The sequence below is a fragment of the Rhodococcus sp. NPDC003382 genome, from assembly GCF_053589135.1.
Window position 1 is genome coordinate 13,327 of sequence record NZ_JBSFRH010000026.1, and the last position, 12,920, is coordinate 26,246.

Consider the following 12,920-nt stretch of genomic DNA (forward strand, 5'->3'; position numbering starts at 1 on the left):
GGAAGTGAATGCCTGATGTCCGTCACCATCGACAAGACCGCAGCCCCGAACACCGTCGCGCCTGAAGAAGCACCACCGAAGAGACGCCTGTCGCTCGGACCGCTGTTCGAGAAGTACGCCCTCGTCCTCGCGCTCGTCGCAGTCGTCGTCTTCTTCAGTGTGCTGCGCCCCGAGGTCTACCCGACCGCCAACAACCTGCAGAACATCCTCGGCTCCCAGGCGGTACTGCTCATCCTGGCGCTGGGCCTGATCGTGCCGCTCACCGCAGGCGAATTCGACCTGTCCGCGGTGTCGACCATGTCGCTGGCGGCCATGACGATCGCGGTACTCAACGTCCAGCACGGCTGGTCGCTGCTGCCTGCCATTCTCGTCGCGATCCTCGCGGCGGTGTTCGTCGGCCTCGTCAACGCGCTGCTGGTCGTGCGGCTGCAGATCGACTCGTTCATCGCGACACTCGGCAGCGGAACCGTGGTTCTCGGTGTCGTGCAGTGGATCTCGGACTCGACATCGGTCACCGGTATCGACTCGGGGCTCGTCGACGCCACCATCGGCACCCGCGTCTTCGGAGTGTCGCTGCAGTTCTACTACGCGCTGGCGCTCGTCCTCGTCACGGCCGTGGTGTTCCAGTACACCCCGATCGGACGCCGGCTGCTGTTCGTCGGCCGCGGCGCGCAGGTCGCCCGGTTGAGCGGCCTGCACGTCGACCGCATCCGCGGTGGCGCGCTCGTGACGTCGGCGTTCGTCGCCGCGCTCGCCGGCATCGTGTACGCCGGCATGCTCAGCGGCGCGGACCCGTCGTCGGGACAGTCGTTCATGCTGCCCGCCTTCGCCGCCGCCTTCCTCGGCGCCACCGCGATCGTCCCCGGCCGATTCAACGCCTTCGGCACCCTCGTCGCCGTCTACTTCCTGGTCGCGGGTGTCGTCGGGCTGCAGATGCTCGGCGTGGCCAGCTTCGTCCAGCAGTTGTTCTACGGCGGCGCGCTGGTGATCGCGGTCGCGCTGTCCGGCGCGGTCCGTCGTCGCACCGCCTCCCGTGGAAAGCGCTGAGTCGGTGCCCGTGACCCCCGGGCCGGGACCGCATGAGTCCCGGCCCGGGGGTTCTGTCTGCCTCCCTGTGTTGCGCCGCTGTCACGGTTGCGCAACACGTCGAGGCTCGTGCTTCGATGCAGCGCCGACGGCCACGACTGCCGACCACCGAGTTGCGCAACGCGTGTGTTACCGAGGCGGAACGGAATCGCCTCCCTGCCCCGAGAAGACTGCGCAGTATCCGCGAACGAGCGGGCGTCTATCGGCAGAAGTGAAAGGCAGAGAACATGTTTCATCTCGGATGGTTTCTCGGGAGCGGCTTCGGTATTCAGCCTTGGAACCCTGCGGGAGGCGACGGTGTGTACACCGGTGCGAACATGCGGGATTGGATGAAGCCCGACCTGTACGTCGATCTCGCAGCATCGCTCGAGCGCGCCTGCTTCGACTACATCCTCATCGAGGACACCGCGATGGTCGAGGACAGCTACAACGGATCCGCAGAGGTGTCGCTTCGACGGGGCTTCATGGCACCGAAGAACGACCCGATGCCACTCGTGCCGCTGATGGCCCAGCGCACCAAGCACATCGGTATCGTTCCGACCGTCTCGACCATCCAGTACCACCCCTACCTCGCCGCCCGGCTCTACACGACGCTCGACCATCTCACCGAGGGACGCGTCGGCATGAACGTCGTCACCTCCGTCACCGACCGTGTGGCCCAGAACTTCGGCTACGACCAGCATTTCGACCACGACGAGCGGTACAAGATGGCCGAGGAGTGGGTCGAGGTCGTCAAGCAGCTGCAGTACTCGTGGGACGTCGACGCGGTGGTCGCCGACGACGTGAACGGCATCTACGCCGACCACACCAAGGTCCACCCCATCAACTTCGAGGGGAAGTACTTCCGCTCCCGCGGTCCGCTCAACACCATCCCCGGGCCGCAGCGGGACATCCCGGTCGTCTCGGCGGGCGGCTCGGTGCCGGGTCGCGAACTCGCGGCGCGCCACGGCGACACGCAGATGGCCATGTGCAAGACGGTCGAGGATATGAAGGCCTACCGCGAGGACATTCACCGTCGAATGCTCGCCCACGGCCGCAAGCCCAGCGACATCAAGCTGCTGTTCCTCGCGACCCCGATCGTCGCCCCCACGGACGCGGAAGCGCAGGAGAAGGCCGAGGCGCTGCGCCGTTACCGGTACACCGACGTCGCGGTCGAGTACAACCTGTGGAACATGAGCTACACGAGCGGCGGGCGGATCGACTTCGGATCGATCGACCTCGACACCCCGGTCGATCAGATCGACCTGTCCAAGGGCAACGGCGAACGTTCGTCGATCGCCAACCTCTTCCAGGACACCGAAGGCAAGACGCTGCGGGAGGTCGCGGCGGAGTCCTTCCAGATCACCGACCTCGGATTGGTGGGCAGCCCGGACACCGTGGCCGCGAAGATGGAGGAGATCATGGACGAGGTGGGCGGGGACGGCTTCCTGCTGTACTCGCCGATGACCCGCCACAGCATCGCGGAGATCGCCGACGGCCTCGCGCCGGCGCTGAAGCGTCGCGGAGCGATCCGCGACGGTTACACCTACACGACCCTGAACGAGAACATCCACGAATTCTGACCCGGCGGAATCCGGTCGAGGACTGCATCTGCCCGGTGCGGTCCTCGACCGCGTTCGGCAGACCTGCGGGCCGCCGGGGATTCGGAACCCGAGAGGTCGACGAGTATGAACGAGAACGTCATCATGAGACAACGAGCCACCCATCCGCGAGCGGTGGGCGGATCGGCGGGTAACCGCAACACCCTCTCGCGGCGAGTGCACGACATGCTGCTGGCCTCGGTGCGGGAGGGAATCTACGCAGAAGACCAGGTACTCGTCGAGGATCAGCTGATCGCCGCTCTCGACGCCAGTCGCACCGCCGTGCGTGAAGCGCTTCGGAAACTGGCGGACGAGGGAGTCGTCGTGCGACATCCGCGCAGTGGCACGATCGTGGTGAACACCGGAGTCCGGATCGCGCTGGAGGACATTCGCGTCGCCGACGCCCCGTCGGACGAGATGGACATCGTGATCACCGAGCAACGCATCGTTCCCAGCACCTCGTTGCTGAGAACCAGACTCTCGACATCGGATCGACGACTGCGGATGATAGAGAACCACTTTGCGCTGAAGGGGGCAGTGATCGGGATTCGCACGGCGTACTTCCGATCGTCCTTCGACGCTGTGAGTTACGAGGGCCGGGCTGCGATGAGCGAGGTCGCCTCTCGGTTCTTCGGCCGGACGGTGTCCCGGATCGACACGTCGATCGGGGCGACGACGGCCGACGGCCGTACCGCCCGGATTCTCGGGATATCGGAGGGCTCCGCGGTCGTCGTGCGGAACCAGACCTTCTACGACTCTCACGAACGGCCGATCCAGATCGCCTTCGATCACTACCGAGCCGATCGCGTCACATTCGTCCACGGCCGGCCGTCTACGGTATCGGTCGCGTCACCGCACCTGCACGCGACAACTGGTGGGCCACAGCGTGATTGACAACTTTCACTCCGCTGGGCGAATTCTCCCGCATCCGAGGGGCCTGTCGGTGTAACGATCCCGAAACGCCGATGGGGTAAAAAGACCCGGTACCGGCGTGACGTTCGGTATCAGGGATCCAGGAGGCACAGTGCAACAGGAAATGCTTCGGGAGGATTCGCCTGCCAGAGGGGCGACCAATCAGACACGTCGCGCATACGGCCTCATCCGATCGCTGATCAGGTCGGGTTTTCTGGTCGACGACGAGCAACTCGTCGAGGACCGTCTCGTCAAGACGATGGGCATTCCGCGCGCCCGGGTTCGGGAGGCGCTGCAGCAACTCGCCGCCGAAGGCCTCGTGGAACGTCGCCGCCGTACGGGCACGCGGGTGCGGCAGGAGTACTTCCAGGTCCCCGTCGACGACATCCTGCCGTGGCACACGCCACCGGGATTCGCGGTGCGGCAGACCGACAATCGCGTGGTGCCGTCGGGGCCGTCGATCCGGTCGCGGCTGGGCACCCACGACACGCACGTGGGGCTCGTCGAGCACGTCTTCGAGCACGTCACGGGTTCCGGCGTGGAGCCGCTGGGAGTACGGATGGCGTACTACCGCGAGCAGTACCAGCAACCCAAGGTGTGGCAGCGGTGCCCGAGTCTCGCCGACGCCTTCGAGTTCGTCTACGGTGTCCCGCTGGGCAAGGTGGACACGGTGATCGACGCGGTGGCCTGCGATACGGATACGGCCCGCGTGCTCGGCCTGCGCGAGGGTTCCCCGGTGCTCATGCGCGAACAGGTCCTCCGTGACGTGGAGGGGACGGTGCAGGAGTACACGTTCTCGTACTACCGAGCCGATCGGGTGTCCTTCCCGCTCGGCAGTGCTCCGGAGAAGGTGGCACTGTGATGTGCAGCTGACGATCGGCTCGAAGGCTACGTGCCCGCATTCCTTCGGAGGAATGCGGGCACTCTTGCGTTCGGGGTGGTTGAAGCTGCGGCGAATTCGAGTTCGTCCTCGGCGTTTTGATCGAGACCTACTGTGATCCGTCGCCAACTCGACGTCCGTGACCTGCGTAAATCGTTCGGTGACAGGCTGTGTCGCAGAGGGTTACACGGCGCAATCGACGCGCAAATGCACCGACCATGCGGCGCAATCGATACCGCATTGACTGGTCGTCGTCACTGAGGCGAACGAGTTGTGTGGTGTCGCCGTGAACTCGATCCCGTGCCCGACCGATGCGAGGCATCGCGGGCGTGTCGCTAGAACCGGAGAACGCATGAAATCGATCAAGCATACGGCCGTCGGGGTGCTCTTCCTCGGTGCGTCGCTCGCACTGTCCGCCTGTACGGCGGCCACCGACGTCGGATCGGACGACACTTCGGACAAGACCCTTTCCGCCTCGGCGCAGGAATGCGTCGACGGTGTGCAGACCCGTCTCGCAGCCGCGACGGCACCGACCGAGCTGATCGCTCCGACGGCGCCGCTGGACCTGGCAAAGCTCCAGGGCGACACCATCTGGTTCATCACGGTGACGATGAACCAGTTCTCGGTGGACATGGTCGAAGGCGTCGAGGAAGCCGCCACGGCCGCCGGGATGAAGGTGGTCCGCTACGACGGCCAGGGCATGACCAACCGATTCAACGAGGGAATCGAACAGGCGGTGGCCCAGAAGGCGGCCGGAATCATCCTGGTCGGCATCGATCCGAGCGTGGTGTCGTCGGCACTCGCCTCTGCCGCGGCCGCCGGCATCCCCGTGCAGAACACCCTGAACACCGATCCGGACGACGCGATTCCGGCGGGCATGTACGGAAACCTCACGTCGGACTTCAGCGCCGACGGGGCGATGGCCGCCGACTGGGTGATGGCCGACAGCGGCTGCGCCGGCAACCTGGCGATCATCTCGTCCACCTCGGTCGCCGTGTGGGACAATCTCGCTCAGGGCGCGAAGTCGCAGATCGAGGCAGAGTGCCCCGACTGCTCGGTCACCATCATCGACGTCGACGTCGCCAACGTGGCGACCGACGTCGGCAGCCAGCTGCAGACCACGCTGCAGCGTGATCCCGACATCGACTACATCTTCCCCGTCTGGGACAGCGCGGTGACCTACGTCGATCCCGTTCTGTCCGCGGCCAATTCCAAGGCCAAGGTCCTCAGCCGGGACGGCCTGCAGCCGAACCTGGACGCGATCGCCTCCGGTTCCGGTCAGGACATGGACATCGCGACCCCGCCTCCGGGCTGGATCGGATGGCTCGCCGTCGACGACCTGGCCCGCGCGATGCTCGGCGAAAGCGCTCCCGGCTACGTGATTCCGACCCGCGTCATCGACGCCGACAACGTGGGCGATGCGAGCGTCGAGTCGATCTCGCCCGAATACGCGGACTACCAGTCGGCATTCAAGTCCGCATGGTCCTCGGCTCAGTAGCCGGCCGAACAGGAGATCCTCCGCATGACGACTTCCGCCACAACCCCTGAAGTGACCACCCCGGAAGCGATACCCGCTCCCGTGACGAAGAGTTCGTCCCGGTTCGACGGAGCGTTCGAACGTTGGGCGCTCGTCGGTGCGCTCGGGCTGCTCGTCCTGCTGTGCGTCGCCACGCTTCCACAGTTCCGCACGGCATCGCTGTTCACCACGATGCTCAACGCCCAGTCGCTGGTGCTCCTGCTCGCCCTCACCGCCACGATCGTGCTGCGCCTCGGAGACTTCGATCTGTCGGTCTCGCAGACGATGGTGGCGACCGCAGCCATCGTCGCCGTGATGACCAAGAACGGATATCCGGCCTACGTCGCGATCATCACCGCGCTCGCACTCGGTGCCCTCGTCGGTGCGATCAACGCGCTCATCGTGGTGCGGGTGGGCGTCGATTCGTTCGTCGCGACCCTCGGCTCGTACACGGCGCTGGCAGGATTCGCGTACCTGATCACCGACAGCCGGATCGTGGCCGGCGTGCCGGACGGCTTCGTCAACTTCTCCCGTTCGCAGCTGCTGGGGCTGCCGATGATCACCTGGTACGCGTGGGTGCTCGTCGTGGTGCTGTGGTACGTCTACCAGCGCACCCCGCTCGGCCGGTACACCGTCTTCATCGGTGGCAACCGTGCCGCGGCACGCCTGGCCGGCATCTCCGTCGACCGGATCCGGACGTCGGCCTACATCGTGTCGGGCCTGCTGGCCGCGTTCATCGGCATCTGCTTCGCCGGATACTTCGGGGCCGTCGACCCCAGCGTCGGCGCCCAGTACATGTTGCAGCCCTTCGCGGCGGCATTCCTCGGAGCGACCGCGATCACTGTCGGCCGATTCAACGCCTGGGGCACCGTGGCCGCCCTCTACCTGCTGACGGTGGGTATCACTGCGCTCCAGCTGCTCGGTGCGCAGACCTGGGTGACCAACGTCTTCTACGGTCTCGCGCTCATCGTGTCGGTCACCGCCGCCAAGCTGGTCGGCAAGCGCCGGGCAGGAGCCCGGACATGACCGCCCTCAACGTCCTCGGATTGCGCAAGTCCTACGGTGGGGCGGTCGCGCTCGACGGCCTGAACCTGTACGTGCGCCCCGGTGAGGTTCACGCACTGCTCGGCCAGAACGGTTGCGGCAAGAGCACATTGGTCAAGTCGCTGACCGGTGTGGTGACGCCGGACGAGGGGTCGGTCGAGGTGTTCGGCCGAACCCTGACCCTCCCGGTGGACGCTCCGCACGCTCACGGAATCGCCGTCATCCACCAGGACATCGGTCTGGTCGACGACATGACCGTCCTCGAGAATCTGGGTGCGAACGCCAAATACGGTGCCCGACTGCTGTCGCCGGTGCGTGTCGGACGCGAGAAGGCCATCTACCGCGAGCTGATGAACCGGCTCGGCTTCGACTTCCCGCTCGACGCCCAGGTGTCGACCCTCAGCCCCGCCGAGCGCGCCCTGCTCGCGGTGGTGCGGGCGATGCGCCTGATGGACGGGAACACGGACGAGCAGCTGTTCATCCTGGACGAACCGACCGCCGCGCTGCCTCGTCCGGAAGCATCCCGGCTGCTCGGGCTCATGCGCCGGGTGGCGGACGCCGGCGCAGGCGTGATCTTCATCAGCCACCGGCTCGCCGAGGTGATGGAGGTGTGCGACCGGGCGACCGTGATGCGCGCCGGCCGGGACGTGGTCGAGGTCGCGATCGAGGACACGTCCCGCGCCGAGCTCGTCGCCCACATGCTGGGGCGGCGCATGGACGACTTCTACCCGGCTCCTCCCACCGTCGAGCTCGGCGCCCCGCGCCTGACGGTGCGGGGACTGACCGGACGACGCGTCACGGACGTCGACCTCACGGTCCGCGCCGGCGAGGTAGTCGGCGTCACCGGACTGGCGGGCATGGGGCAGGAAGAACTGCCGATGCTGCTCGCCGGTGACGAGAAGCCGGTCGCCGGAACCGTTCTGGTGGACGGAACCGAACTGCGGGCAGGTGATCCGCGACAGGCGATCGACCACGGGATGACCCTGGTGCCGGGAAACCGGCTGCGCGACGGCTGCTGGGTGGAAGGTACCGCCGAGGAGAACGTCATCCTTCCCGTCGTGCAACGGCATCGTCGATGGAAGGGGCTGGACATCAAGGCGATGCGCAAGCGTGCCGCCGAGCTGATGACCGAGGTGAACGTCCATCCGAACCGGCCCGAACTGCCGATGTCCGCCTTCAGCGGCGGCAATCAGCAGAAGGTCGTGTTCGCGAAGTGGCTGCAGCTCGAGCCCGGGGTTCTGCTGCTGGACGAACCGACACAGGGTGTGGACCCGGGTTCGGCCAAGGACCTGCTGGCCGACGCCATGGCCGCGGCGACGAACGGCGCTGCGGTGGTGGTGTTCTCCGGTGAACACGAACTCCTCGCGGCGGTGTGTCACCGGGTGCTGGTGCTGCACCACGGATACCTGATCGACGAACTGTCCGGCTCGCGACTGGCCGAGCAACAACTCCTCGAAGCGTGTGAATCCCCGGCGGACGACGCGCTCCTGGCAATTCACTGACCTCGCCGTCGGATCCCGACGGCACAGACTCGCGATTCCGGCGACAGCGGAACCGCGTTCGACGAAGAGAAGGACCACGAACATGACTGCAGATCCGTTCCGTCTCGGCTGGTTCGGCAACCTCGCTGCCCCCGAATGGAAGTCGCCGTACAGTGGCATCGACGCCACCACCAACTACTTCAACGGCCGCTTCTACGTCGACATGGTCCGAAACCTGGAGCGGGCCGGCTTCGACTTCCTGATGATCGAAGACTCGCTGATGGTCAGCGACATCTACCGCGGCACCGCCGAGATCGAACTCAAGCACGCGCGGTACGCACCGAAGATGGATCCCGTCGTGACCGCCTCGATGCTCGCCGCGGCCACCGAGCACATCGGGATCATCGCCACCGCCTCGACGACCTTCTACCACCCGTACCAGCTGGCCCGGCAGTTCGCGACCCTCAACAACCTGACCGGTGGGCGAGTGGGCTGGAACATCGTGACCTCGAGCGAGGACCTCGCCGCGCAGAACTACGGCCTCGACAAGCTGCCGGAACACGACCTGCGGTACGAGATGGCCGAGGAGTTCGTCGACGTCGCGATGAAACTGTGGGGTTCGTGGGAGGACGGAGCCATCCTCGCCGACCCGGAGAGCGGCTACTACGCCGACTACAAGAAGGTTCATCCGATCCACCACGAGGGCCGCTTCTACAAGTCCCGTGGACCCCTGAACGTGCCTCCGGGCCCCGGTGGACGTCCGGTGTTCTGCCAGGCCGGCGGGTCGCCGCGCGGCCGCGACTTCGCCGCCAAGTACGCCGACGTCATCCTCACGATCCCGCACGGCGTCGAGGGAGCGAAGGAATATCGTGCGGACATCCGCGCTCGCGCGGCCAAGTTCGGGCGCAACCCCGACGACATCAAGGTCTTCTCGGTGGTGTACCCGATCGTCGGTGAAACGGGGCAGGAGGCCAAGGAGAAGAACGCCGCTTGGTACGCCCGCAAGGAGCACAACTTCGAGGTCCAGATGGCGCACTTCGCGGCGACCATGGAAATCGACTTCTCCCAGTTCGATCCGGATCAGCCGATCCCGGACGATGTTTCGACCAACGGGCATCAGAGCCAGCTCGAGGTCTGGCGCAAGCAACTCGGCGGCCGCACCATCCGTGAAGGCTTCAGCGGAATGCGCGTCCAGACCACGGAGATGGTGGGTACCCCGGACTCGATCGCCGCGCAGATGGACGAGTTCATGCAGGAGGTCGGTGGCGACGGTTTCCTGATCTACGGACAGCCCATCAGCCGCCAGTCCATCGCGGAGATGACCGACGGTGTCGCTCCCGCCCTGCAGCATCGCGGGCTTCTGCGCACCGACTACGCCCACTCCACGCTGCGCGAGAACCTGCGGTCGTTCGTCTGATGATGCACCGCTTCTATGTCGACACGCCGTGCGGGCAGATTCATGCCCGCACGGCGGGGTCGGGCCCCGAGATGGTGCTCCTGCTGCACCAGACGGCCGCGTCGTCGGCGATGTACGAAGCGTTCGCCGCGAAGTTCCTCGAGGCGCGATACGGCGAGCGCTACACGCTGGTCGCCGCGGACACCCCGGGATTCGGTATGTCCTACGTTCCGCGTGAGCAGTACGCGCTGGAGCGGTGGGCCGACGACATGGCCGCCGTCCTCGACACCCTCGGCGCACAACGCGCACACGTACTCGGTCACCACACCGGCGCCGCGATCGCCGCGACGATGGCGGCGCGCCATCCCGACCGGGTCGAGAGTCTGGCGATGGTGGGTGCAACGGCCATGACCCTGGAGGATCGGACGCGGTGGCACGCGGGGGTCACCGCGATGACACCGACCATGGACGGCGCGCATCTGCTCACGGCCTGGGAACAGGTGGGCACGATCGACGCCGACCTGACCTACGCGCCGGATCTGGTTCTCCGGCATCGCGAGGTGGTCGACAAGCTCCGGGCCGGCGTGCGCTGGCACGAGGCCTATCTCGCGGTCTTCTCCACGGATGTCGGGGCCCTGCTGGAGACGGTCACCGCGCCGGCGCTGCTGCTGTGCGGAACCTCCGACGTGCTGTACCCGTACGTGCCGGAGACCGTGCGCGCGATTCCCCACGCGCGATTCGTCGCCCTGGAAGGCGGCGGTTACATCCTGGACCAGGATCCTGCCGCGATCCTCGAGCACTACATCGGATTCCTCACCGGCATCTCCGAGGAGGTCGAATGCCCACCAGTCCCGTAGTCGTGTGGTTCCTCGAACCGGACAGCGCAGCCACTATGCTGCGCACGATCGTCCAGCTCGATCTCGCGGGCGCCGACGCGGTGGTCCTGCCGGGCGGTGCCGACTGCCCGGAGGCGCTGCTGCTGGCAGCGGCGGCATCGCGTCGCGCCCCGCGGATCGGCGTCGTCGCGGAGATCTCCCCGTGGTGCCAGCCGCCCTTTCTCACGGCACGCGCTCTGGGAACCCTCGACGCACTGACCCGCGGCCGGGCCGGATGGTTCGTCTCCGGTCGTGACACCGGAACCGTGAGCACCGACGACAGCGGCCGGTGGTGCGCCGGCACAGCGACAGAGGCCGAGCGCCAGGACGCGCTCGCCGACTATCTCGCCGCGACCGCTGCCCTCGGAAACTCGTGGGAGCCCGATGCCCTGATCGCGGACGTGCCCTCCGGCCGGTACGTGGACGCGGACTGTGTCCACGTCACGAACTATCACGGCCCCTACTTCTCCACCCGCGGTCCGCTGAACGCACCCCGCCCACCCCAGGGACGCGCGGTGCGGTTCGCCGAATACCGCGAGGGAACAGCGGAATCGGATGTCGCCGATGTTCTCGTCGTCCGGTGCGAGGAGGACATTCGCGCAGCGCGGGCGAGTGCGGACTGCGTGTTGCTGCGGGTCGCCGGGGAGGCAGCGGTGGCGCCTCCGGTGACGTCCGCAGACGGATACGCATTCTCTGCCGTATCGGGTCGACTCATCGGGCAGGTGTTGCACGAGAAGCTCCCTGCGCTCGTGCCCACCCCGCGAGGCGGATTGCTGCGCGACCGATTCGGTCTGAGCGCCTCCGACTTCGAATTCGTCCCCTATCACGCCGAACAGGAGGTGTCGGCATGAGCGAGCCGATGACGCTCGGATGGTTCGTCAACTACATGCCCACCGGCTGGAACCGTCCCTGGGCGGGGCCCGATCCGCGGGCGTGGACAGATGGCAACTTCTACGTCGACATGGCGAAAGCGCTCGAACGCAGTTGCATCGACTTCATCATGCTCGAGGATTCGAGTGTGGTGCCCGAGAACTTCGGCGGCGACATGGTGGCCGAGTTCAAGGCCACCGTGAAGGCACCCAAGCACGATCCGCTTCCGTTGGCGGCGGCCATCTCCCAGGAGACGAGCCGGCTCGGAGTGGTGACCACGATGAGTACGAGTCTCTACCCGCCGGATCGGCTGGCGCGGATGCAGGCGACGCTCGACGAACTGTCCGACGGCCGGGGCGGCTGGAACATCGTCACCTCCTTCGAGGATCTCGCCGCCCAGAACGTCGGCCTCGACAAACTGTGGGAGCACGACGAGCGTTACCTCCGCGCCGACGAATATCTGCGCGTGGTCTCCGAGATGTGGTCCGGCAGAGGCGGAGTCGAGTTCGACGGCCGGTACTACCGGGTGAGTGGTCCCGCCGCTCCCATGGGCCGGCAGGACCGTCCCGTCCTGTGCCAGGCGGGCGGGTCGCCGGCGGGCATGGATTTCGCTGCCGAGTGGGCCGACCTGATCGTCTCCGTTCCAGTGGGTATCGACGCCATGAAGAAATACCGCGACGGAATCCGGGAACGGATCGAACGCAGCGGCGGCGACCCGGACCGATGCCGGGTTCTGTACATGGTCACCCCGATCCTCGGGGAGACCGACGCGGAAGCGGTTGCGAAGCGGGACCGGATGTACTCTCCGGAGTCGGACAACTTCCTGCGCCGGATCGTCCAGTTGTCGAACATCTCCGAGATCGATTTCTCCACATACGATCTCGACGCACCCATCCCGGAGGATGCGACCACCAACGGGGCTCAGAGCATTCTCGACACGATGAAGCGACTGACGCGGGAGTCCTCTCTCCGGAAGGTTCTCGGCAGCACGGGGGAGTCGACCTCGCTCGATCTGGTCGGCTCGCCGTCCACGGTCGCGGACCGCATGGAGGAAGCGATGGAGGTCGTCGGTGGCGACGGTTTCCTGCTCTTCCACGGCGGGGGAGGGCTCATCACCCGGCGCTATCTCGACGAGGTGCTCGACGGCCTGATCCCCGAGCTCCAGCGTCGTGGGCTCGCCCGCAGCGAGTACGCGGATGGGACGTTCCGGGAGCGACTGGACCGGTCGATGTCCGTCGGCCGGTAGCGGCGTTTTTCCGTATCAATCAGCCGACGTCGCG

General features: G+C 66.5%; 11 protein-coding genes. All 11 read left to right on the forward strand.

What is annotated here, in order from left to right:
* Positions 1-15: 15 nt before the first annotated feature.
* The 11 genes from ACWDUD_RS18080 (at position 16) to ACWDUD_RS18130 (ending at position 12,886) form a co-directional block, all read left to right on the forward strand.
* Positions 16-1,047 (forward strand): ABC transporter permease, encoded by a 1,032-nt coding sequence (locus ACWDUD_RS18080; RefSeq protein ID WP_450110176.1) that lies wholly within the window; start codon positions 16-18, stop codon positions 1,045-1,047.
* Between the two features lie 266 nt (positions 1,048-1,313).
* Positions 1,314-2,648, forward strand: coding sequence for an NtaA/DmoA family FMN-dependent monooxygenase (locus ACWDUD_RS18085; RefSeq protein WP_450110177.1), 1,335 nt, complete (start codon positions 1,314-1,316; stop codon positions 2,646-2,648).
* A gap of 105 nt (positions 2,649-2,753) precedes the next feature.
* Entirely contained in the window at positions 2,754-3,560 is an 807-nt protein-coding gene (locus tag ACWDUD_RS18090) for a GntR family transcriptional regulator (RefSeq protein ID WP_450110178.1), read from the forward strand.
* Between the two features lie 130 nt (positions 3,561-3,690).
* Positions 3,691-4,440 (forward strand): UTRA domain-containing protein, encoded by a 750-nt coding sequence (locus ACWDUD_RS18095; protein ID WP_450110179.1) that lies wholly within the window; start codon positions 3,691-3,693, stop codon positions 4,438-4,440.
* Positions 4,441-4,810: 370 nt separating this feature from the next.
* Positions 4,811-5,956, forward strand: coding sequence for a sugar ABC transporter substrate-binding protein (locus ACWDUD_RS18100; RefSeq protein WP_248675835.1), 1,146 nt, complete (start codon positions 4,811-4,813; stop codon positions 5,954-5,956).
* Positions 5,957-5,980: 24 nt separating this feature from the next.
* Positions 5,981-7,000 (forward strand): ABC transporter permease, encoded by a 1,020-nt coding sequence (locus tag ACWDUD_RS18105; RefSeq protein ID WP_450110180.1) that lies wholly within the window; start codon positions 5,981-5,983, stop codon positions 6,998-7,000.
* A complete protein-coding gene (locus ACWDUD_RS18110) occupies positions 6,997-8,520 on the forward strand; it encodes a sugar ABC transporter ATP-binding protein (RefSeq protein ID WP_450110181.1) in 1,524 nt (507 codons plus the stop codon). Before ACWDUD_RS18105 ends, ACWDUD_RS18110 begins: the two co-directional genes overlap by 4 nt.
* Before the next feature lie 82 nt (positions 8,521-8,602).
* Positions 8,603-9,916, forward strand: coding sequence for an NtaA/DmoA family FMN-dependent monooxygenase (locus ACWDUD_RS18115; protein ID WP_450110182.1), 1,314 nt, complete (start codon positions 8,603-8,605; stop codon positions 9,914-9,916).
* Positions 9,916-10,752 carry an alpha/beta fold hydrolase gene (locus tag ACWDUD_RS18120; RefSeq protein WP_450110183.1) on the forward strand — a complete coding sequence of 279 codons (837 nt, stop codon included), beginning with the start codon at positions 9,916-9,918 and terminating at the stop codon, positions 10,750-10,752. Before ACWDUD_RS18115 ends, ACWDUD_RS18120 begins: the two co-directional genes overlap by 1 nt.
* Complete coding sequence (locus ACWDUD_RS18125) at positions 10,734-11,621, forward strand: LLM class flavin-dependent oxidoreductase (RefSeq protein ID WP_197252901.1); 888 nt, start codon at positions 10,734-10,736, stop codon at positions 11,619-11,621. Before ACWDUD_RS18120 ends, ACWDUD_RS18125 begins: the two co-directional genes overlap by 19 nt.
* Positions 11,618-12,886, forward strand: coding sequence for an LLM class flavin-dependent oxidoreductase (locus tag ACWDUD_RS18130; RefSeq protein ID WP_450110184.1), 1,269 nt, complete (start codon positions 11,618-11,620; stop codon positions 12,884-12,886). The genes ACWDUD_RS18125 and ACWDUD_RS18130 overlap by 4 nt, the downstream gene beginning before the upstream one ends.
* Positions 12,887-12,920: the final 34 nt, after the last annotated feature.